Annotated in this window: 20 protein-coding genes; 4 read left to right on the top strand and 16 right to left on the bottom strand. The window is 69.9% G+C overall.

The window, feature by feature from the left end; all coding sequences use genetic code 11:
* Positions 1-8 precede the first annotated feature (8 nt).
* From AC3A46_RS06565 to AC3A46_RS06535, 7 genes are all read right to left on the bottom strand, one after another.
* A complete protein-coding gene (locus AC3A46_RS06565) occupies positions 9-1,370 on the bottom strand; it encodes an ABC transporter substrate-binding protein (protein ID WP_487664398.1) in 1,362 nt (453 codons plus the stop codon).
* Positions 1,371-1,501: 131 nt separating this feature from the next.
* Positions 1,502-2,548 (bottom strand): LacI family DNA-binding transcriptional regulator, encoded by a 1,047-nt coding sequence (locus AC3A46_RS06560; RefSeq protein ID WP_487664397.1) that lies wholly within the window; start codon positions 2,546-2,548, stop codon positions 1,502-1,504.
* Positions 2,549-2,775: 227 nt separating this feature from the next.
* Positions 2,776-3,591: a polyphosphate kinase 2 gene (gene ppk2, locus AC3A46_RS06555; protein WP_487664396.1), complete on the bottom strand. Its 816-nt coding sequence runs from the start codon at positions 3,589-3,591 to the stop codon at positions 2,776-2,778.
* Between the two features lie 46 nt (positions 3,592-3,637).
* A complete protein-coding gene (locus tag AC3A46_RS06550) occupies positions 3,638-4,036 on the bottom strand; it encodes a carbohydrate kinase family protein (RefSeq protein WP_487664395.1) in 399 nt (132 codons plus the stop codon).
* A 127-nt stretch (positions 4,037-4,163) separates the two neighbouring features.
* A complete protein-coding gene (locus AC3A46_RS06545) occupies positions 4,164-4,631 on the bottom strand; it encodes a heme-degrading domain-containing protein (protein ID WP_487664394.1) in 468 nt (155 codons plus the stop codon).
* Complete coding sequence (locus tag AC3A46_RS06540; protein WP_487664393.1) at positions 4,631-5,551, bottom strand: TolB family protein; 921 nt, start codon at positions 5,549-5,551, stop codon at positions 4,631-4,633. Before AC3A46_RS06540 ends, AC3A46_RS06545 begins: the two co-directional genes overlap by 1 nt.
* Positions 5,551-6,582: a Gfo/Idh/MocA family protein gene (locus AC3A46_RS06535; RefSeq protein WP_487664392.1), complete on the bottom strand. Its 1,032-nt coding sequence runs from the start codon at positions 6,580-6,582 to the stop codon at positions 5,551-5,553. Before AC3A46_RS06535 ends, AC3A46_RS06540 begins: the two co-directional genes overlap by 1 nt.
* 158 nt (positions 6,583-6,740) lie before the next feature.
* Here AC3A46_RS06535 and AC3A46_RS06530 point away from each other — a divergent pair, with 158 nt between their 5' ends.
* Positions 6,741-8,273 (top strand): ABC transporter substrate-binding protein, encoded by a 1,533-nt coding sequence (locus tag AC3A46_RS06530; RefSeq protein WP_487664391.1) that lies wholly within the window; start codon positions 6,741-6,743, stop codon positions 8,271-8,273.
* A gap of 90 nt (positions 8,274-8,363) precedes the next feature.
* Here AC3A46_RS06530 and AC3A46_RS06525 read toward each other — a convergent pair whose 3' ends face one another.
* The 5 genes from AC3A46_RS06525 to AC3A46_RS06505 all read right to left on the bottom strand — a co-directional run bounded on the left by AC3A46_RS06525 (position 8,364) and on the right by AC3A46_RS06505 (position 14,657).
* Positions 8,364-9,023: a TetR/AcrR family transcriptional regulator gene (locus AC3A46_RS06525; protein ID WP_487664390.1), complete on the bottom strand. Its 660-nt coding sequence runs from the start codon at positions 9,021-9,023 to the stop codon at positions 8,364-8,366.
* Positions 9,024-9,186: 163 nt separating this feature from the next.
* Positions 9,187-10,104, bottom strand: coding sequence for a carbohydrate ABC transporter permease (locus AC3A46_RS06520; RefSeq protein ID WP_487664389.1), 918 nt, complete (start codon positions 10,102-10,104; stop codon positions 9,187-9,189).
* The gene (locus AC3A46_RS06515) at positions 10,101-11,060 is read right to left on the bottom strand and encodes a carbohydrate ABC transporter permease (protein WP_487664388.1); all 960 of its coding nucleotides are present in this window, start codon (positions 11,058-11,060) and stop codon (positions 10,101-10,103) included. Before AC3A46_RS06515 ends, AC3A46_RS06520 begins: the two co-directional genes overlap by 4 nt.
* Before the next feature lie 106 nt (positions 11,061-11,166).
* On the bottom strand, positions 11,167-12,519 hold the full coding sequence (locus AC3A46_RS06510; RefSeq protein ID WP_487664387.1) for an ABC transporter substrate-binding protein: 1,353 nt from the start codon (positions 12,517-12,519) through the stop codon (positions 11,167-11,169).
* A 44-nt stretch (positions 12,520-12,563) separates the two neighbouring features.
* Complete coding sequence (locus AC3A46_RS06505; RefSeq protein WP_487664386.1) at positions 12,564-14,657, bottom strand: beta-galactosidase; 2,094 nt, start codon at positions 14,655-14,657, stop codon at positions 12,564-12,566.
* Between the two features lie 106 nt (positions 14,658-14,763).
* On the opposite strand from AC3A46_RS06505, the gene AC3A46_RS06500 reads away from it, so the two are divergent.
* The gene (locus AC3A46_RS06500; protein ID WP_487664385.1) at positions 14,764-15,813 is read left to right on the top strand and encodes a LacI family DNA-binding transcriptional regulator; all 1,050 of its coding nucleotides are present in this window, start codon (positions 14,764-14,766) and stop codon (positions 15,811-15,813) included.
* A gap of 346 nt (positions 15,814-16,159) precedes the next feature.
* Positions 16,160-16,945, top strand: coding sequence for an alpha/beta fold hydrolase (locus tag AC3A46_RS06495; RefSeq protein WP_487664384.1), 786 nt, complete (start codon positions 16,160-16,162; stop codon positions 16,943-16,945).
* Positions 16,946-17,094: 149 nt separating this feature from the next.
* Here AC3A46_RS06495 and AC3A46_RS06490 read toward each other — a convergent pair whose 3' ends face one another.
* Together AC3A46_RS06490 and AC3A46_RS06485 are read right to left on the bottom strand one after the other, a co-directional pair.
* On the bottom strand, positions 17,095-18,285 hold the full coding sequence (locus AC3A46_RS06490; protein ID WP_487664383.1) for a glycosyltransferase: 1,191 nt from the start codon (positions 18,283-18,285) through the stop codon (positions 17,095-17,097).
* Positions 18,286-18,626: 341 nt separating this feature from the next.
* A complete protein-coding gene (locus AC3A46_RS06485) occupies positions 18,627-19,112 on the bottom strand; it encodes a MarR family winged helix-turn-helix transcriptional regulator (protein ID WP_311292798.1) in 486 nt (161 codons plus the stop codon).
* A gap of 95 nt (positions 19,113-19,207) precedes the next feature.
* Here AC3A46_RS06485 and AC3A46_RS06480 point away from each other — a divergent pair, with 95 nt between their 5' ends.
* Entirely contained in the window at positions 19,208-19,783 is a 576-nt protein-coding gene (locus tag AC3A46_RS06480) for an NADPH-dependent F420 reductase (RefSeq protein WP_310248942.1), read from the top strand.
* 36 nt (positions 19,784-19,819) lie between these two features.
* Here AC3A46_RS06480 and AC3A46_RS06475 read toward each other — a convergent pair whose 3' ends face one another.
* Both AC3A46_RS06475 and AC3A46_RS06470 read right to left on the bottom strand, forming a co-directional pair.
* Positions 19,820-20,917 (bottom strand): ABC transporter permease, encoded by a 1,098-nt coding sequence (locus tag AC3A46_RS06475; protein ID WP_487664382.1) that lies wholly within the window; start codon positions 20,915-20,917, stop codon positions 19,820-19,822.
* A complete protein-coding gene (locus tag AC3A46_RS06470; RefSeq protein WP_487664500.1) occupies positions 20,914-21,945 on the bottom strand; it encodes an ABC transporter ATP-binding protein in 1,032 nt (343 codons plus the stop codon). Before AC3A46_RS06470 ends, AC3A46_RS06475 begins: the two co-directional genes overlap by 4 nt.
* Positions 21,946-22,008: the final 63 nt, after the last annotated feature.

Raw genomic sequence — 22,008 nt, 5'->3', positions numbered from 1 at the left:
GGTGTGGATCAGCCTGCGGCGACCGTCTTGTCGAACTCGGCCTGCACCTTGGCGATGGTGTCGTCGATCGACGACTGCCCGTCCTGCATCTCGATCCGCGCCTGGCGGAAGAAGGTGTTGAAGGCGCTGAACGTCGACAGGTCCGAGACGTTCTCGTACCAGACGAGATCCGGGCTCTCGAGCAGGGCGAAATAGTCCTCGGCGCCGGGGATCGAGGTGTTCCGCTCGATCTCGTCGGCCGCCACGATGTTCGGTGCGAGCCAGCCGTTCGCCTCCATGAGGTTGGCGGTGTCGACCTGGTAGAAGAACTCGAGGAACTCGGTCGCCGATGCGTACTGGTCGTCGTCGTCCGCCGCCTGCGACGAGATGGCCAGGCCACCGGCGGTGTCGCCGTTGACGGCGTTCTTCAGCACGTTGATCGAGCCGTCCTCACCCGGGACGATGAACAGGCCGGCGTTGAAGTCCGGATCGACCTTGTTGATGTCGTTCAGGCGCCCGATGCCGGCGGACGACGTCGCCATCACGGCCATGTCGTTCACCAGCAGCGTCGTGGTCTGCGCGTCCGCGGTGGACTGCCAGCCCTCGAGGACGTACTCGTTCGTGATGTCGAGGAGCTCCTGCAGCGGCTCGCGCAGGTCTTCGATCGTGGCGTCGCCGTTCTGGGCAGCCGTCCAGAACCCGCCCTCGTCCCCCCACTCGGCGAAGTACGGCGAGGCGAGCTGCTTCCACAGCTGGTCGCTGGGCCAGACCTCGGCCGCCGCGGTGGCCAGGGGCTCGTCGCCGTTGGCCTTGATGTCCGCGAGGAGGTCCGTGAAGTCGTCGTACGTCTCGGGGACCTCGAGGTCGTTCTCTTCGAAGTAGTCCTTGTTGTAGACGATGTTCAGGCCGATCTCGCCGTTGAGCGCGCTGTACGGCACGGTGTAGACGTTGCCGTCTTCGGCCGAGCCGACCGCCTCCGGCTCGATGAGCTCGGTGACCGACTCGGGGATCGGCGCGAGCTTGCCGGCGTTGATGTAGGTGAGGGTGTCCCGCATGTCGACGACGGCCGGCCAGTTGCCCGTGGCATCCATCGTCTTCAGCGCCGTTGCATAGTCGCTTCCCGCCGGGAGCGGGTCGAGCTGGACGGTCGTCGTCTCGCTCTGCTCGTTGAAGGCTTCGACCACTGCGTCCACGACCGAGTTCCAGGTCTCGTCGCCGGTGGCGTAGAGGAAGCGGATGGTGGTCTTCGGAGCGGTGCCGGCGTCATCGCCGTCGCCTCCCGAGCTGGTACAGCCGGTGAGCGCGAGAGCCGCGACGGCGACACCCGCTGCGCCCGCGAGCCAGGCAGAACGGCGCCGCTGCACCCCTGCCCGCGTCGTTGCGTCGTGCATGTGATCTCCCTTGATTCGTGCCGGAACGATTCCGTCACCGAGAGAGTATCTCAAAGTGGACAACGTTTGCCACTCTTTCTGGAAGCCGCTTTCCTCGCCTCCGCCCCGAACGCCGCGGCACGCACCCGGCGTCAGCGATCGACGGCTGCGATCGCCTCGCCGTGGATGATCGGCGTGCCGCTGAGGCCGACCGTGTCGACGCCGTCGGCAGGCTCGTCCAGCGCCAGAGCGAGCGCCGCTTCGCCGAACTGCTCGAGCGGCACCTCGACCGTGCTGAATCCCGGCAGGACATCGCCCAGCATGGGGACGTGGTCGAATCCGGTCACTTCGATGCCACCGGGCACGGCTACGCCGAGATCGCGCAGACGCGCGATCACACCGACCGCCATCGCGTCGCTCATGGCCGCGATGACGTCGACCTCGCCGAGTCGATGCCGCAACTGGTCCACCGCGCGGTGGCCACCGTCACGAGAGAACTCGGTGTGCACGATGTCGCCCTCGTCCACGGCGAGTCCCCGGTGCGCGAGGCCTTCCACGAAGCCGCCGACGCGCTCGAGCGCCGTGATCTCACCGACCGGACCGGACACGAGCGCGAATCGCCGGCACCCGGCGTCCACCAGCCCTTCCGCCAGCAGGCGGGCGGCGTGCCGATTGTCCACGGTCACGGTGGGAAAGCCGAGTTCGTTGTCGCCGATCACGACGATCTTCGCCCCGTGGTCCCGCAGCACCGCGAGGTGCTCCTTCACCGCCGCCTCGCGCGCCGCATCCGTCGTCCGGCTCGTCGCCATCACCACCGCGAGATGGCGCTCGCCGCGCAGCTGCGTCAAGAGGTCGAGCTCTCGCGTCGGGTCGTCGCGCGTCGTGCGCACGGCGACCGAGATGCCGCGTTCCTCGGCGGCGTGCATGATGCCCGAGATCATGGTCGCCGAGCCGAAGTCGTCGATGTCGGCCACGATGAACGCCACCGTGCGCGCCCGGCCGCCCTTGATGGCCTGAGCCGCCGGGCTCACGGCATAGCCGAGCGTGCGGGCCGCCTCTTCGACGCGTTCGCGCAGCTCCGGCGACCCGCTCTTCTTGCCGCGCACCCCGCCATTGAGCGCACGCGACGCCGCCGGCACCGACACACCGGCCAGGCGCGCGACGTCGGTGAGGGTGGGGGGCTTGGCGGGCTTCGGCATCGACTTCCTCTCACACGGGCGAGCGTGACCAGATAACGCTATCCAACAATGACTCCGAGGCGGACCGGCTCCGAGGACAGGCGCCGGCGAAGGGAGCCCGCGTCACGTCGACGACGCGGGTCGGTGCGCACCAGTCCCATCCACGTCGCGACCATGCGATCGCGCCCACGCCACGATCGCGCGAGCACGCGGGGTCGGCGCGCAGGAGTGCTCCGCCTCCGCCCCGGTCAGTCGTCGTGAGCCGCGCGTTCCAGCTCCGCGGCGGCGTCGGGCACGTAGTTCTCCAGATTGCGGGGCGGTCGCTCGTATCCGCGGGACTGCGGACGGACCGGGATCGCAACCTCCTCACGCGGGACGAGCTCGTAGGGGATGCTCGCCAGCAGGTGGGAGATCATGTTGATCCTGCTGCGGCGCTTGTCGACCGACGGCACCTCGAACCACGGCGCCTCGGGGATGTCGGTGTGCACGAACATCGTGTCTTTCGCGCGGGAGTAGTCCTCCCAGCGGGTGATCGAGAGCACGTCGTTGGGGCTGAGCTTCCAGCGCCGCATCGGATCATCGGCCCGCGAGCGGAATCTCGCCTCCTGCTCATCAGGAGAGACGCTGAACCAGTACTTGAGGAGGATGACCCCGTCCTCTACCAGCATGCGCTCGAAGATCGGCGCCTGGTGGAGGAAGCGGTGATACTCCGCATTCGTGCAGTAGCCCATCACGCGCTCGACGCCGGCGCGGTTGTACCAGGAGCGGTCCATGAGGACGATCTCGCCCGCCGCCGGCAGGTACGGCACGTAGCGCTGGAAGTACCACTGGGTCTTCTCCCGCTCCGTCGGGGTCGGCAGGGCGACCGTGCGGGTGACCCGCGGGTTCAGGTACTCGCCGACCCGCTTGATGGTCGAGCCTTTGCCCGCGGCATCCCGCCCCTCGAAGATCACGACGACCCGCGCGCCGGATGCCTGAACCCAGGCCTGCATGTCGACGAGCTGCGCCTGCAGTCGCCGCAATTCGCGTTCGTAGACCTTCTTCGGCAGGCGCGACTGGCTCATCTCGGTGACAGTACACCCGACGCCTGCGCAGCGAGGAGCGGGTCGCTCAGCGGCGCACGGGATCCGCGTCGCCGCGCTGGAAGGCCTCGACGTCGCGCAGTGAGGGTCCGGCTTCCCAGTCCCCCGGCGTCAGGCAGGCCATCGCGCCGCACGTGTTCGCGCGACGCAGGGTGGCTGCGACCGCGAGACCGGCGAGCATGCCGCTCAGGTAGCCGGCGACGAACGCGTCGCCGGCGCCGACGGTGTCGACGGCGTCGATGCGGAAGCCGGGACCATCGGTGGCGGTTCCGGGCCGGAACACGGTCGCGCCGGCCGCGCCGAGCTTGAGCACGACCTCTGAGGCGACGCCGTCGAGCAGACGACGCGCAGCAGCCTGCGCGCCGACGTCGGGGAACAGCAGCTCGAGCTCCTCTGCACCGCCGAACACGACGTCCGCGGACCGCACCGCCCCCTCGCCCTCTCCGCGTCGACCGCGACGAGACCGCAACCGCCGAGCGGCGGGGCGGAGGTTCGTGCGCGCCCACCTTCCGACCCGCCGACGCCGCCGCGCCCGCGCGCCGCGCGGGCGGCCGTCACGTCGTGAGCGTCGCGCGGATCCCCTCCACGGCGAGCGCGTGGTCCTCCTCGGACGACAGCCCCGACAGCGTCAGCGCGGCGACGACGCCGGCTCCGCGGACCCGGATGGGCACCGAGCCGCCGGTCACCGCGTAGTCGCCGGCTGCCAGCCACCCGACGGCGGTGGGATCGTAGCCCGCGGCGGCCATCCGCGCCGCGAACAGCGCCGAGCTCGTCTCGAACCGGAACACCACCGCGCTCTTGCGCCGGATCCAGTCCTCCTGATCCACGGTCACGCCGGGCAGCGCGCTGCGGAACAGGATCATCCCGTTGACGCGGCGGATGTCGATGGCCACTCCGTGCCCGCGTTCCTCCGCGAGCGCGCGCACCGCGCTGCCCAGCCGCCACGCTTCGTCCGTGCCGAACCGATCCCAGGTGAGCTCGGCCTCCCCCGCTTCCAGCGCTGCGACGAGATCCTGTTCCATCACTCCTCCTTCTCGCCGTCGCCGGCGCGTGCGATCGGGTAGTCCACGTAGGCGAAGCGGGTGCCGTCGGGCGACCAGCTGTTGACGTTGATGGTTCCCTGGCCACCGAACAGCTCGACCGCGACTCGACCCCGGGTCCACGCATCCGTCTGCGAGATGTCATCGACCACCCGGAGCTGTACGGGCAGGTCGGCGGGGTGGCCCTCCGTGCCGACAGGGAAGCTGAGGAACACCGCCCGGGTGCCCGTGGGATCGATGTGCGGGAACCAGTTGACACGTTCGTCGAAGGTCAGCTGCTCGAGGCCCGTGCCATCCGGACGGATGCGGGCGATCTGTGCGTGGCCCGGGGCATCGGTGAACCGCTCGGTGTTGAAGAAGATCCACTCGCCGTCGGGCGCATACTCCGAGCCGTCGTCGGGCCCGCGACCTTCGGTGAGCGCCGCATCCCACGACCCGGCTGCATCGATCACGCGGATGGTGCCGCTGTCCCAGCCGTTGGCGGGGTTCAGCGCCACGTACGCCAGCTGCTCGCCGTCGGGACTGACCCCGTGGAGGAAATGGAAGTGCGCAGCGCCGTCCGGCGTCACCTTCCGCACCGCACCGGTCGTGAGGGACGCCGCGTAGAGGTGGCCGTCGTTGGCCGACACGTAGATCGTGTCGCCGTCAGGCGCGAGCACATGGTCGTTGTTGAGCTCCGGCAGCTTCTCGATCCGCATCGGAGCGGGCGATGCGGAGCCGTCGGCGGGCATGCGCCAGAGGATCCCGTCGCCGTTGAGGATCAGGTCGCCGCCGGCCGTCCAGTTCGGCGCCTCGACGAGAACCTCGCGGTCGACGTGGACCACCGTGCTCTCCCCCGTCGCGAGGTCGTACACGTGGACGCGGGCGACCTGCCCGTCGGCGAGCGTGCGTGCCCAGCCCATCAGCGCGCGCCCAGCTGCCGGCGCGCTTCGTCGATCGTCGCGAGGATCGACACGGTCTCGGCGTGCGTGTGCAGCGGGGACTCCGCGCGGCCTTCCCCGACGTAGCGGGCGAGGGCGGTCGCCTCCCAGGCCAGCCCGTCCATGAGCCCCACCCCGGTCGGGTCACGCCAGACGACGGGCTCTTCGAAGAGATCGTGCGAGCGCAGGGTGATCGCGGTCGGGATGTGGAACGGCCCTTCGATGTCGATCCGCGCGGTCGTGCCGCAGATCGATGCGACGGTCGGCGTGCGCGTGAGGATCGAGGTCATCAGCGTGGACTGCTCCGTGCCGTGGCCGAGCACCACCGTCGAGGTCGCGTCCACCCCGGACGGGGTCAGCGAGCCGACGGCCGTGATCGATGACGGCTCGCCCAGCACCATCGAGTCGAGCTGGATCGGGTAGATCCCGAGATCCAGCAGTGCTCCGCCCCCCGTGCCAGGCTGGAGCAGCCGGTGACCCGGGTCGTCGGCGAGCGGCTGGCCGTGGTCGGCGATGACGCTGCGGACGTCGCCGAGGATCCCCTCGTCGATCACGCGACGGATCATCCGCGTCTGCGGCAGATACCGCGTCCACATCGCCTCCATGAGGAAGACGCCGGCGGCACGCGCCGCGTCGACCAGCTGCTGCGCGTCAGCGGCGCTTGTGGCGAGCGGCTTCTCCATGAGCACGTGCTTGCCGGCGGCGATCGCGCGCAGTCCGAGCGACAGGTGCTCGCTCTGCGGTGCCGCGACGTAGATCACGTCGACGCCCGGATCGTCGAGCAGCGCGTCGACGCTCGCATGAGCGGTCGGGATGCTGTGGGCCTGGGCGAAGCTCTCGGCCTTGGCCTGGGCGCGGGCGGCGACGGCGACCACCTTCTGCGCGGAGTGCTTCTGCACGGCGGCGACGAAGAACCCCGCGATCCAGCCGGCACCGAGGACGCCCCAGCGCAGCGCCGGTTCGCCCCTCTCGGGATGGAACAGCTCCGGTTCGGGCAGGGCTCTGGGCAGCATCGACACTCCTTCGGTCATCGGCGACGCGTTGACTTTAGCATCGTAAAAGATTTCTCGGCAGTCGGAGAAGTAATCTTTGACAATGTTCAAAACAAGCTGATAGCTTCTCCGGCCATGGCGGTCCACTGACGGATCACCTCCACGAGAAGGGACCAAGGATGTTCCGTTGGAAGGCCACAGCAGCCCTCGCGATCGTCGCTTCGCTCACCCTCGCCGGCTGCGCCGGCGGAGATGGCGCGGACGAGGGCTCGAGAGACTCAGGGCGCGCGGAGAGACTCACGCTGATCGCGATCGCGTCACCCACGAGCTACGACATCGGACAGGGCGCCGAGTACGGCAACCGGAGCGTGTTCTTCCAGGCGGTGTTCGACACCTTGCTGCAGAAGGACGCCGCCGGAGAGATCATTCCTTGGCTGGCGACGGACTGGGAGTACAACGACGACAGCACGGTGCTCACGCTCACCCTGCGCGACGACGTCGAGTTCAGCGACGGCACCGCACTGGATGCCGAGGCCGTGGTGGCCAGCCTCGAGCGCTTCCGTGACGGCACGGCACCGCAGGCGGCGACCTTCGCCGGCAAGGTGTTCGAAGCCGTCGACGCGACGACGGTCACCATCACCCAGCCCGCGCCCGACCCCTCCCTCATCAATCTGCTGTCGATCGCCCCCGGCCTGATCCAAGCCCCGTCCAGTTTCGACGACCCTTCGTCGGCGACCTCCCCCGTCGGTTCGGGCCCGTACGTGCTCGACAGCGCGGCGTCGGTCACGGGAACGACCTACGTCTACACGGCGAATCCGGACTACTGGAACCCCGACGCCGTCCACTACGACAGCCTGACCATCAACGTCATCGACGACCCGACCGCCGCTCTCAACGCGATGAAGGCCGGCGAAGCCAACGGGCTGCCGCTGGTCAACAACGACGCGATCGACGAGGTGTCGGCGTCGGGCTGGGAGGTCGCGTCCAACGAGCTCGACTTCCACGGCCTCATCCTGCTCGATCGGTCCGGGGCGATGGCGCCCGAGCTCGCCGACGTGAGGGTGCGGCAGGCCATCAACATGGCTTTCGACCGCGAGGCACTGCTGGACGTCTTGCAGGCCGGCTACGGAACCCTCACGCAGCAGGTCTTCCCGACGACATCGGTCGGCTACGACGAGGCCCTCGACAGCACCTACGAGTACGACCCCGAAGGCGCCAGGGAGCTCCTTGCCGAAGCGGGCTACCCCGACGGCTTCACCCTCGCCATGATGTCGACTCCGGCGTTCCAGACGACCTTCGACCTCGTCGCGCAGCAGCTCGCCGACATCGGGATTACGGTCGACTACACCGACCCCGGCGTCGGCAACTTCATCACCGACATGCTCGCCCCGAAGTACCCCGCCACCTGGATGTCACTCGAGCAGAACCCCGACTGGCAGCTGATCAACTTCATGATCGCCCCCGAGGCGACCTTCAACCCCTTCCACTCGCAGGACCCGCAGGTCGACGACTACATCTCGACGATCCAGCTGGGCACGCCGGAGGAGGCGGAACAGGCCACGAAGGACCTCAACGCCTACATCACGGATCAGGCGTGGTTCGCGCCCTGGTACCGCAAGCAGGGCAGCTTCGCGCACGACAGCGGCACGGCCGTGGCGATGTGGCCGACCAACTCCTACCCGTCGCTGTTCGGATTCTCCCCTGCGAACTGATCAGCGGCACGACGGCCCCGGCGCGACATCGCGCCGGGGCCGTCGTGTGCGTTCTCGACTCGGCGGTTCTCCGCACAGCGTTCGGGGGGCTCACGCAGACGCGGCGATGCCCTTGCGGAGCGAGGCCAGCTGCGGCACGGACTCGTCGCTCAACCGCACCGCCGGGTCGTCGGCCAGCGACCGCAGCGCCTCGACGGCGCCGGCGAGCAGGGCGACGGCATCGATCCGCTCGTCGAGCAGCGCCTGCAGCTGCACGCCGTCCGACACGGCGATGAGCCGCTGCGCCTCGTCCGCCGGATCGAGATCGGGCGGGATCAGGCCGGCATCCTGCTCCGCGGTGATCCCCTCCGCGATCTGCTGCGCGACGCGCTCGTAGCGCTCGCGGAAGAACGCGTGCGCCTCGTGGTCGGGCGCGACGGCCTCGGCGGCGAACGAGTGCAGCAGGTGCACGAACCCGGGCACATACAGATTGAGACGCACATGCTCGACGAGGAAGTCGAGAGGCCGGTCGGGCACGGCCTCGACGGCGCGCGCAGCCTGGGTGTCGGCATCCCATCTCTCGATGACAGCCTTGAGCAGTCCGTCGCGCGAGCCGAAGTAGTAGACGAGGTGCGCGGCTTCCACGCCGCTCTCGCGCGCGATCTCGCGCAGGCTGAGCCGCCGGAAACCGGCCCTCGCGATGGCGTGCATCGCCGCTGCGAGCATCTCGTCGCGCCGCGCCATGCCCTTCGCATACGACGGTTGCCTCATATGCCCACCCTATGGGCGAAGCGCTGCCGCGTGCGTCTGCGAGACCGGGAGGACCGGCCCCGAGGGTCTTGCGATCGAGGCGAGCCCGGGCAGGAGTGCGGGAGGCCGGCGCATCCAGCCTCCCGCACGGCGTTGCGGCGCAGCATCCGTCATCCGCGCGCGATCAGCCCTTCACGCTTCCCGTGGCAAGGCCCGACTGCCAGTACCGCTGCAGGAACAGGAAGGCGATGATCAGCGGCAGGATCGACACGAACGAGCCGGTGATCACGGTCGAGAACAGCGCCTGCGTACCGCCGCCTGCGGAGGCCGCCGCCTGGAGCTGGGCGAGGCCGACGGTGATCGGATATAGCTCCGAGGAGTTCAGCATGACCAGGGGCAGGAAGTAGTTGTTCCACGTCGCGACGAGCGAGAAGAGGAACACCGTGACGAGCCCCGGTCCGAGGAGGCGGAAGCCGACCTGCCAGAACGTGCGGAACTCGCCAGCTCCGTCGACGCGCGCCGACTCGATGAGCGTGTCGGGGATCGCGTCGGCCGCGTACACGCGCATGAGGTACACCCCGAACGGACTGACGAGCGACGGGATGATGATGGCCCACGGGGTGTCGGTCAGCCCGGCTCGCGCGAACAGCAGGTACGTCGGCAGGGCGAGAGCCGTCAGCGGGATCATGATCGCCCCGAGGGTCGCGCTGAAGAGCACCTTCTTGCCGGGGAACTCGTACTTCGCGAAGGCGTAGCCCGCCATCGCCGACAGCAGCGTCGCGCCGACCGCCGCGGTCACGGAGTACACCACCGTGTTGATGAGCCACCGGGTGAACAGGCCGCCGCGGATCGTGAACAGCGTCTGCAGGTTGTCCCACAGCGACAGCTCGCCTCCGAACCACAGCCCGAAGGTGGAGAACAGCGCGGAGTTGTCCTTCGTCGACGACACGAACAGCCACCACAGCGGCAGCACGAAGTACAGCACGCACAGCCACAGCAGGATCGTCAGCAGCCAGCTGCGCCGGCGGGAGCGACTGTAGGACGTCGACGGGCGGTCGAGCCGCTCCCCGGTGAGCAGCGTGCGGGTCTCGGTGGAGGTCATGCCAGCCCCTTCCGCTCACGGCGCGCGGATCGCTCGGATCCGAGCTGCACGAAGTACGAGACGATCGCGATCACGATTCCGAGCAGGAACGCGAGAGCCGCACCGTAGTTCAGCTCCTGGTTGATGAAGGCGACGTTGAACGCGTAGTAGTTCGGCGTGAAGCCCATGGTGATCGCGTCGGGGGCGATGATGTTGAGCAGATTCGGCTCGGCGAACAGCTGGAACGACCCGATCACCGAGAAGATCACCGTCAGCAGGATCGCCGGGCGGATGGCGGGGATCTTGATGCTCCACGCCAGCCGGAACTGGCCCGCCCCGTCGATCTCGGCCGCCTCGTACAGCTCACCCGGGATCGCGCGCAGGGCGGCGTACATGATGATCATGTTGTAGCCGACGAACTCCCACGTGACGATGTTCATCATCGAGCCGAGGATGTTCTCGGCCGACAGGAAGTCGGGGGTGCCGAGTCCCAGTGCCCGCGCCATCTGGGCGATCGGACCGAAGTCCGGGCCGTACAGGTAGCCCCACATCAGCGTCGCCACGACCGCCGGAACGGCGTACGGCATGAAGATCAGCAGCCGGATGCCCTTCGATCCCCGCGCCAGGAACGTGTCGAGCGCGAGCGCGAAGAACAGGGCGAGGCCGAGCATGATCGGCACCTGCACGATGAAGAACAGCGCCACCCGGCCGAGGCCGGCCCAGAACTGCGGATCGGTCAGCGCCCGGACGTAGTTGTTCAGGCCCGCGAACACCTCGCCGCCGATGAGCTTGCTCTCGAACAGGCTCAGGTACCCCGCGTAGACGAGCGGGATGACGAGCATCGTGATGAACACGACGAAGAACGGCAGCAGGAACAGATAGGCGGCGCGGTACTGCTTGCGTTTGGCGGGGCTCGTGCGCCGCTTCTTCTCGGGCACTGCGGGACGCGCGGCCGGCAGTGCGGATGCGTTCGCCACGGGGTCTCCTTTCGAATGGATGCTGTGGGACCGCCCGATCGCACCACGGAGGCGGTGCGATCGGCCGAGGCGAAGGGTGCCCGCGCCGGGCGGGCACCCTTCGGGCTCACTCGACGGTGAAGCCCTGGTCCTCTGCGTACGTGACGAGCTGGTCCTGCCAGGTGTCGAGGGCGGCGCTGATGTCGCCCTTCTCCGCGATCACCGTGCCCATGGTCTCTTCATAGGTGGAGTACACGTAGTCCATGAAGGGGAGCCACTGGAAGTCGGTGTCGACGGTCGTGGAGATCTCCGCGAACAGCTTGTTCACCTGCTGGCCGCCGTAGAACTCCGACTCCTGGTCGGCGAATGCCGGGTCTTCGAGGACCGACACCTGCGGCGGGTAGAGGAACTGCTCGGTCGCGAGCATCATCGCCGACTCCTTGTCGTTGTTGATGAACTTCGCGAGCTCGTACGCGGCGATCGGATTCTCACTCGACGCGAGCACCGCGTCCGACGAGCCGCCCCAGTTGCCCGAGACCTCCTCGCCGGCGCTCCACTGCGGCAGCGGCGCCGCGCGCCACAGCCCAGAGGTGTCGGCGGCCGTCCCCTGAAGGAAGATCGGGCCCCACGCGGCGGTCAGCCATCCGGCGTACTTGCCGCTGGCCAGGCCCTGGTACCAGTTGTCGTTGAAGTCGACGTCGGTCGAGATGAGGTCGTCCTGGATCAGGCCGGTCCAGTAGTCGGCGACCTTCTTCGCGTCGTCGCTGTTGACGTCGATCGTCACGGTCTCCTCACCGTCGTAGCCGAACGGCTTGACGCCCGCCTGCCAGAAGAACCCGATCATCTGCCCGGCCTGCGTCGCGCCGAGGTTCGAGATGTACGAGCCCGTGGTGTCTTTGACGGCCTTCGCGGCGGTCGCGTAGTCGTCCCACGTGGCCGGAGCCTCGGTGATGCCCGCCGCCGAGAGGATGTCCTCGCGGTACAGGTTGCCCATCGGCCCCACGTCCTGCGGGATCGCCCACACCTCATCCCCCGGCGACACCTGGTTCCACGCCCAGCCGACGTAGTCGTCTGCGAGGTCGTCCGCGCCGTACGGGGTGAGGTCGAGGAGCGACTCGGGAAGCACGAACGACGGGATGTACTGGTACTCGATCTGCGCGACATCCGGGGCGCCCTCGCCCGCCTCGATCGCGCTGCGGAGCTTCTGGTAGTGGGCCAGGCCCTGGCCGACGTTCTCGACCTTCACCGAGATGTCGGGGTATTTCTCCTCGAAGAGATCGACCTCGTTCTGGATGTCGGGAACCCAGGTCCAGAAGGTGAGCTCCGTCGGGGTGCTCATCGCCTCGTCGATCTGATCCTGCGTGATCGGGCCCTGCTCGCCGCCGCCGTCGTTGCCGCTCGGGGCGCAGCCCGTGAGGAGCACCGCGACCGTGGCCGCGCCCACGGTCAGCGTCGCTGCTGTTCTGCGTGCCTTCTTCATGATTGCTCTTTCTTCTCGGTGGGATCGCGTGATCCCTTGGGTGCTCACCTTCCGATGAGGCAGCGTGTCGACCACGCCGGAAGGGAGATCTCGGTGCCGGCGGAGAGCTCCTCCGCCGTGACGGCGTCCGCGAGGTCGACGGCGGGCGTGAACGCCTGCGGTTCGCCGCTCCAGTTGAAGACGAACCACGCACGGCGGCCGTCCGGGAGCGCGCCCGAGCTCACCGTGACCGGAAGCGCCCGTTCCGGGGCGATCGCGTCGGCGACGGTCGTCGGCACGGCCCAGCGCACGAGGTCGGCCGCCAGTGCGGCGGAGGGGACCGTGCCGACCACGGTGATGCGCCCATCGCCGTGCTCCCGGCTCGTCACCGCCGCGAAGTCGCCGAAGCGCGGGTGCACGTAGCGCACGACGGTGTCGGCATCGGCCGGCACAAGCCCGTCCGCCCACAGGGTCGCCGCCGCGGCATCCGACAGAGCGAGGTCTCCCGACGACGATGTGACCGGCAGCGGGTCGCGCAGGTTCGAGAACTCCTCGTAGCTCACGCCCGCAGCATCCGTCAGCCGCGCCGGAGCCACGCTGACGCGCGCCCGCGCTTCCTCGTCGCCGTAGCCGGTGCGGATGCCGACGATGAGGTGGCCGCCGGCGGCGGCGTACTCGCGCAGCAGGTCGAGCTGGGCGTCGGTCGCGACGTAGAAGCCGGCCGCGATGAGCACGGGGAACCGTGCGGCCAGATCCTTCGCGCCCCAGGAGAGCGCCTGATCGGGATGCAGCACCCGCGCCTGTGCGCCGCCGTCGATGACACCGCGGTAGTACGCGTCGAAGATGCGCGTGTAGCTGGTGCGATCGGGCTGTCCCGTCGCCGTGGGGAAGGTCGGGAAGAACTCCAGGGCGAAGCGCGAGTCGTTCGACCACAGGATCGCCACGTCGGCATCGGGCTCGTAGCCGTCGAGGAGGTCGCCGATGGCGGCGAAGTCCGCACCGACGGCCGCGAGCTCACGGTAGACGCGACCCGGCTCGAGACTGTGGGGAAGGATGCCGCCCCAGTAGGTCTCCGTGCCGTACGGCAGCGTGTGCCAGTGCCAGTACTCGATCATCGCCGCCCCGCGCGAGACGAACGCGAACGCCGCCTGCGCCAGCTGCCCGGGATAGGGCGGGAGGTTGAACTCCGACCCGCCGATGGACTGGGCGTCGGTCTCGGTCACGAGGAAGCGGGCCTGGTTCGACGAGAACAAGCGGTCGGCCTGGCGGAACATCGCGGGGACGCCGCTCGTCGTCCACGGCGTGACCGGAGCCAGATCCATCGTCGCGTCGAGGTGGTCCTGCATCGCGTAGTACGGGTTGCCCGCCGTGACGTCGAGCGCCTCGACGAGCTTCTCGTCATCGAGCGCCGGGCGCGGATACGCGATGCACGTCGTCACGAACTGCCCGGGGGTCGAGTACTCGCGCACGATCTCGGCCTGCCACGAGATGAACTCCGTCGTGAGCTCGGCCTGGTAGCGACGCCACGCGAGGTCGTACTGCGGCAGCGAGTTGCCGTCGGGCGTCCACAGGTCCGACCAGTCCGACAGCCGGTGCGACCAGTAGGTGAGCCCCCACTCGCGGTTGAGCGTCTCGACGTCGCCGTACCGGGCCGCGAGCCGGCGCACGAACCGCTGGAACGAGCCGCGGTTGTGGAAGAGCACCATGCCGGGCTCGTTGTCGACCTGGTAGCCGATCACCGCCGGGTGCGACGCGTACCGGCCGACGACGGCGCGGATGACGCGCTCGGCGTGGAAGCGGAAGGCCGGGTGCGAGTAGTCGACCTCCTGGCGAGCGCCCCACGGCATCGGCTCGCCGGTGCGGATGTCGGCGGCGATCTCGGGGTAGGCGGTCTGCAGCCACGGCGGAACGGCGTACGTCGGGGTGCCGAGCACCACGGCGATGCCACGGGCGTGCGCGCCGTCGAGCACCGGCTGCAGCCACTCCAGATCGAACTCGCCGTCGCGGGGCTCCCACGTCGACCACACCGACTCGCCCACCCGGATGACCGTGAACCCGGCCTGCTTCATCAGGTCGAGGTCTTGATCGACGCGGTCGCTCTGGTGGTACTCCGCGTAGTACGCGGCGCCGAAGAGGATGCCGGATCGGTCGAGATGCATCGGGGACTCCGTTGTCGTCAAGAGGGTGTTCGATGTTTCCGAAAACATCAGGGCGGAGTTAGTATGTTTCCGATAACAACGCGCTGTCAAGGGACAATCGGGAATCGTGAGCAAAGAGACCCCGCCGCAACTGGGGACGCCTGCGACGTCGGCGCGCGCCGCGACGATCTACGACGTCGCACAGGCGGCCGGCGTGTCGCACCAGACGGTCAGCCGATTCCTCACCGGCTACCCGGGCATCCGCCCCGAGACGAAGGCGCGCGTCGAGGCAGCACTCGTCGAGCTCGAGTACCAGCCGAACCTGTCCGCACGCAGCCTGAAGTCTGGGCGGTCCCACCGGATCGGCGCTCTCGTCCACGACGAGTCCGAGACGGGCCCCAGTCTCACAGCCCACGGCGCGACCATGGAAGCACGCGAGGCGGGCTACGTGCTCGACGTCATCTCCCTCGACGCCCACGACCGCGACTCGATCGCGAAGTCGCTCGCACTGATCGGGCCGAACACCCTCGCCGGGGTCCTCGCCCTCGCGTCGACCGACGAGATGGTCCACGCGTTCGAGGCCGCGCACTTCACGATGCCCACCTACGTCCACAGCGAGGCCGACGACACCCGCCTGGCGAAGACCGACGTCTCCCGCGTCGGCATGCCGGCCCTCATCGCCTACCTCCGCGACCTCGGGCACCGCAGACTCGCCCACGTGGCCGGGCCGGCGAACTGGTCCGCGGGCCGCAATCGGGCGCGCGCGTTCGCCGCGGCGGTCGAGGACCTCGGCCTCGTCCACGCCGGCGAGCTCACCGGCGACTGGTCCGCCCGATCGGGCTACGACGCCATCGCCGGCCTCGCGGATCTCCCCGACGCGACCGCGTACGTCGTGGCGAACGACCAGATGGCCATCGGCACCATCCTCGCCCTCAAGCGACGCGGTCTCCGTGTTCCCGCCGACGTCAGCGTGGTGGGCGTCGACGACCTCCCCGAGTCGGCCTACATCGATCCCCCGCTCACCACCCTGCGGGTCGACCACGTCGCGCGCGGCCGCGAAGCGGTCGCCTCCCTCATCGGCCAGATCGAGGGGGTTCCGGCGCGCCCCGTGCCCATCGACATCCCGCACGTCGTGGTGCGAGAATCCTCCGGCCCGGCCCCGGCCCCGGCCCGCTGACGCGAGCACAGAAACGGAGAGAATGCGCGACACGCCGCGGCGAGGCATCCGTCGCCGGCGTGTCGCCGAAATCCTCCGACCCTGTGCACCCGCGCCGGGCTCTCCTGATGTTCCGCAGTCGCTTTCGGCGGCCTTTCGGACGCTCCGACCGCCAAAGGTGACTGCGGAGCAGAAGAGTGGCCTCGCGGGGATGCTGCGAGAGATCGCGACGGCGAGGCCGCGCACGGTCCCGTCGAGCTCATCGAGGTGCCGATCCGGTTCCTCGCGATCCGGTCGCGCTGAATCGGACGGGCGACGGATGCTGCGCCCCTGTCGCATGTCGGACGCCGGTGGTTGGCTGGCGCCCATGAAGATCGTGACCTCTGCCGACGGAACCCCCATCGCCTACGACGAGAGCGGTGACGGACCCACCGTCGTGATCGTGAACGGCGCCATGTCGACGGCCGCCGATGCGGCGGGACTCGCGACGGCCCTGGCGGATGCCGGCTTCCGGGCGATCACGTGGGACCGCCGCGCGCGCGGCTCGAGCGGAGACGCGCGGGACTCCGCGCCCGAGCAAGAGGTCGAAGACCTGGCCGCGGTGATCGACGGGGCCGGGGGCGATGCGGCCGTGCTCGGGCACTCGTCGGGCGCGGTGCTGGCGCTGTTCGCCGCATCCCGCGGGGTTCCGGTGCAGGCGCTGTTCCTGTCGGAGCCGCCGCTGCGGTTCGGCGCCGACGAGCCGGCCGACGACCTCGCCGAGCGCCTGCAGGCCCTCGTCGACGACGGCCGCGCCGACGACGCGATCGTGACCTTCCAGCTCGAGGGCGTCGGCCTGCCGCGCGAGATGGTCGAGCAGATCCGGGCGAGCGACCAGTTCGCGGGCCTCGTCCCGCTCGCGCAGTCCACGGTGTACGACACCAACCTCGTGCGCGCCGCGTCGACGCCGAGCGCAGAGATGCTCTCGGTCTCAGCCCCGGTCACCGTGCTGCGCGGAGCCCAGACCTTTCCGATGCTGACCACCGCCGCCGACCGCCTGGCCGACGAGATCGACGGCGCCGAGCTCGTCGTCGTCCCCGAGTCGGTCATGCACCGCCCCGACCCGGGTGCGACGGCGCGTGTCCTGGCCGAACGCCTCCTTCCCGGGGGTTGAGCGAGCGACCCTCACGTGTCGCGGACGCCGCCTCCCGTCGTCGAGCGAGCGAGGGACGCGGTCGTTGAGCGAGCTTGCGAGTCGACACGCAGAGGCGAAACCCCCCGAGCGCGGCGCAGACGTCGACCCCGCCCCTCACGCCACGACCATCACGCCGCGAGGCGGCGCCGCTCGGCCAGGCTCTCGATCGCCAGGCGGTACTCGTCGATCATCCGGCCGCGCGACAGGCTCGGGCGGGCGGCGAGCGCGGCATCGCGGTGGCTCGCCCGATCGTGCAGCACGGCCTCCCAGGCGGCGGCGATGGCGTCGGGATCGCGCGGTGTCACGAGCCCGAACCCTTCGACGCTCTGCGCCGCGTCGCCGACGTCGGTGGTGACCGGCGTCGCGCCCGACGCCGCCCCCTCGAGCAGGCACAGCGGCGATGCTTCCCCGAACGCACTCGTGAGCGCGACGATGTCGGCGATCCGGTACAGCGCCGGCATGTCGCCGCGGATGCCCAGGGCGTGCACGCGCCCGGGCGGGGCCGCAGCATCCGTCATCAGCGAAGCGAAGCCCGCGTTGTCAGGGGTCATGCCCGCGCCGCACAGCACGTAGTGCGCATCCGGCCGCGCTGCGGCGTGGCGCGCGGCCGCGCGGAGGAACAGCCCCGGGTCCTTCATCGCATCGAACCGGGCGGCGAGGAGCACCACGGGAGCATCGAGCGGGATGCCGAGGCTCACGCGCAGCGCGCTGCTCTCGACGTCGTCGGCGGCCGGACCGAACACGTCGATGTCGATGCCGTTCGGCACGACCCGCCGATCGAGGCCGAAGGGCAGGTGCTGTGCGTAGGCCTCGTCAGTCGAGCGCGCGCACGAGATCGTGGCGGTGAGCAGCCCGGTCTCGGCCGCCTCGCGGAGCCATCCGAGCGCCGGTCCGGAGTGGGTCGGATCCGAGCGGTGGAGGCAGGCGGCGACGGGTACCGACGGCATCAGCCCGTGGGCGCGCAACGCCAGCAGCAGACCGAGCGGCTGCTCCTTGAGCGAGAGCACGACATCCGCCTGCGAGATCGCCTCGGCGGCGCGGTGCAGGTCGAGCTCGCGGAACGAGGATGGGTCCATCGGATCCGCGCCGGCCGTGCCGCCCAGCGCAGTGATCTCGACGCCCGCCGCGGCGAGCCGCCGGTAGCGAGGGTCGTCGTGGGCGAACTGGACGGTGGCGTCCCGGCGCGCCTGCGCCGACAGCGACAGCGCCGCATGGGCCTGCTCGCCACCGGCGTGGAGCCCGGCGACGACGTCGGAGTGAAGGATCCTCGCCCCGCCGGCGAAGAAGCCTTCGTACAAGGACAGCACGCGAAGGGTCATGTGGCACCTCTCGGGTGGAGGGACGACGGACGGATCGGATGCCGGAAACCTTCGTTCCGGCCGGTCACTGTCGGCGCCGGTGCCGGTCGATCCATCGTCGGGGCCGCGCGCCTCGATGTCGATGAACAGCCGGGGTGCATCGGGTGAACGCTCGACGCACGCGGGGTCTTCGAGTTGCGCGTCTGTGCGCTCCCCCTCGTCCATATCGCGTGCTCTCACCGAGATCACGCGATATGGACGCGAACAACGCGTGCTCTCGGTGAGAGCACGCGATGTGAACGCTCGCGGCGGCGGCCCGGCGCACCGCGGCGCCCCAGGGCGGGCGGCTCAGGGCTGGCGGGTCAGCGCGGGCGGCTCGCCGCCATCCGGCCGTCGGGGTCGAGCCGGGCGAGCACGGCGGCGGTGATCTCCCGCAGCTGCTCCGCCTGCTCGGGCGTGATCACGTCGAGCAGCAGGGAGCGCACGGTCTCGACATGGCCCGGTGTCGCCTGGAGCACCTTGCGGCGGCCGTCCGCGGTGATGACGGCGTCGGTCGCGCGAGCGTCGGAGGCGTTGCGCTCCCGTCGCACGAGGCCGCGCGCCTCGAGCCGCGAGATCACGTGCGACAGACGCGGCAGCGTCGCGTTCGTCATCGACGCGAGCTCCTTCATCTGGAGGCGGTGGTCGTCGGCGTTCGACAGCATCGACAGCGCGAAGTAGTCGAAGTGCGTGAGGTCCTCGTCACGCAGGAGCTGGGCGTCGAGTTCGCGTGGGAGCAGTTCGAGGAGTGCGGCGAACGGCACCCAGGTGTCTTGCTCGTCGCCCGTGTAGAACCGCGGCCTGTTCATTCTCCGATTCTAGGAATACTTGTGGCGACAAGCGAGTTGTCTTCCCTCAGATGCTTGAAGCTACAAGCAATTCGTCCGACAGGAGAAGAACAGCCATGACCACGATCACGATCTTCGGTAACGGCAACATGGGCCAGGCCATCAGCGGTGTGCTCGCCCGCGGCGGCGCCGACATCCAGCACATCGGCAGCGCCGACACCGGCGCCACCGTGAACGGCGACATCGTCGTGCTCGCCGTTCCCTACCCGGCGCTCGCGCAGATCGCCACCGCCTACGGCCCGCAGCTCGCCGGCAAGACGGTCGTCGACATCACGAACCCGCTCGATTTCTCGACCTTCGACGCCCTCGTCGTGCCCGCCGGCAGCTCGGCGGCCGCGGAACTGCAGTCCGCGCTCCCCGAGGCGAAGGTGCTCAAGGCCTTCAACACCAACTTCGCGGCGACGCTCGTGAGCGGGCGCGAGGGCGACGCCACCACCACGGTGCTCGTGGCGGGCGACGACGCCGACGCCAAGGCCGGCCTCATCGCCGCCATCACCGCGGGCGGACTCGTGGCCGTCGACGCCGGCACACTGTCCCGCGCCCACGAGCTCGAGTCGATCGGCTTCCTCCAGCTGACCCTCGCCGTGGGCGAGCAGATCGGCTGGACCGGCGGCCTCGCGCTCGTGCGCTGACCCCAGCCCAGCGAAGCGAGGGCCCGACACCCGCTCCTAGGCGATGCGCGTCCCCGCCGGCAGACGGCCGGCGGGGGTGCGTGTCCGCGCCCACGCCCACCACATCAGACCCGCCGCAAGCAGCAGCTGCAGCGTCATGCCGACGAACCAGCTCGGCGTCGACTGGTCGACGACCTCCGCCGGCGTGCGCTGGTCGCCCTCGGACCCGGGTGTGCAGTCGTCCCAGCGCTGCTCGAGCTCGGGCGGCTGCTGAGCCGCCCGCACGCCGAACTTGATCTGGCCGAACAGGTCGTTCGGGTTGCCGTACTCGTCGTACTGCGTCGGCGTCGCGTCGGCGAGGATCACGAACGGATTCGCGGCGAGCAGCCACCACACCCGGTCGAGCCGCGGGACTTCGTGCGTCGACGTCTCCCACTCACCGCACCGCACCTCGATGTCGTCGTCGCAGGGGTTCTCGTCGCTGGGCGTCTCGCCGGGCAGGCACGGGTAGCCGTCGCCCGTGTACTGGTCGTACTCGATCGAGCGGAAGTGGCTCGTCACCTCGGAGCGCATCGTCATGCCGACGAGTGCGAACGCGATGAGCGTGCCGACGACGAGCGCCGCGACCACGAGATACGTCGTCGCGACCGAGAACAGGGGACGCGACAGGATGCCGCTGAGGGCCACCCCGATGGCCGAGATGATGCCGACCTCGAAGACGAGCACCAGCAGCGACACCGTGATCGTCGCCGGTGCTCCCCCGCCCCCGAGGATCGCGATCACGAGGAAGGGCACCGACACCGCGACGAACGCGAGGCCCGTGACCCAGGCGGCGAGGAACTTGCCGATCAGGATCTCGAGGGTGCTCGCCAGCGTGACCTGGACGGGTGCGAGGGTCGCGGCGTCCCGGTCGCCGTTGATCGCGTTGCCGCTCAGCGTGGGCGAGACGAGCACGACCAGCAGCAGGGTGATGTAGACGATCGTGGAGTAGATCGCCCCACCGGGGCGGTACGCCGACCCCCACGCGAGGAACGAGAGCCCGGTCACGATCGCGAGCAGCACGGCGAAGACGCCGAGCAGCACGTACCAGGCGATGCTGCGGGTGCGCTGCGTCAGCTCGAGGCCGACGATGGTGCCGAGTCGCTGACCGCTCACGACGTCGCCTCGCTCTCGTCCTCGGCCGGTGCCGGAGGCTCGGACGACGGCGGTGGGGCCTGGGGCGGTCGTCCGTCGCCGAGGTCGAGGAACGTGCGCTCGAGGGCGCCCTGCGCCGCCGCGAACTCCACCACGTCGAGTCCGGCGCCGACGAGGTCGCGCAGCGCCACGGCCGCGGCATCCTCCGATTCGAACGACACCACGACGTCGCGGCGGTCGACACCGAGGTTCTCTGCCGGAATCCGCAGTGCGCCCGCCACCTGCGCGACGGCGACGGATGCCTCGGCCCCCGCCAGCCGCACCCGCCAAGGGCGCGCACGGCGCGAGGCCGCCTCGACGCGGGCGGGGTCGACGGTCACGCCGGCCATGAGGAAGACGGCGTCATCGACGACCTCTTCGAGTTCGGACAGGATGTGGCTCGACACCAGCACGGTGCGCCCCTCGGCGGCGAACCGCCGCAGCAGCAGCCGCAGGTCGATGCGGGCCTGCGGGTCCAGACCCGAGGCCGGCTCGTCGAGCAGCAGCACGCGCGGGTCGTGCACGAGGGCCCTCGCGAGTCCGAGGCGCTGCTTCTGCCCGCGGGACAGCACGCGGGCGGGGGCGTCGGCGAGGTCGATCAAGCCGACTTCGCCCAAGAGGGCGTCGGCGCGCACGGATGCCTCGGCCCGCGGCATCCCGTACAGCCTCGCGGTGACCGCCAGCGTCTCGCGGGACGTGAGCGAGTTCCAGGCGCCGAGCGCGTCGGGCATCCAGCCGAGCAGCGCCCGGGCCGCCTGCGGGTCGGTGACGGGGTCGACGCCGTCGATGCGGATCGATCCGGCGTCGGGCGCCAGCAGCGACGCGAGCATCAGCAGCAGCGTGGTCTTGCCCGAGCCGTTCGGGCCGACGAGGCCGGTGACCCGGCCGGCGTGAGCCCTCAGGGTGACGTTGCGGACGGCCTGCACCTCGCCGAACGCGCGCCGCACGCCCTGCACGACGATGCCGGGCTCGGCGGGGATTCCGGGGGCCTGAGGGGCCGGACTCGGCATGCTCACGCGCCCCACCCTAGCGACCCGGCGTCGGCGCGCCGAGCCTTGAAGAGACTTCGAGTG

The sequence above is a fragment of the Microbacterium sp. Soil_C_42 genome (assembly GCF_057656735.1).
The sequence above is the reverse complement of the archived record's forward strand: the minus strand, read 5'-3'. Positions and strand labels throughout refer to the sequence as shown.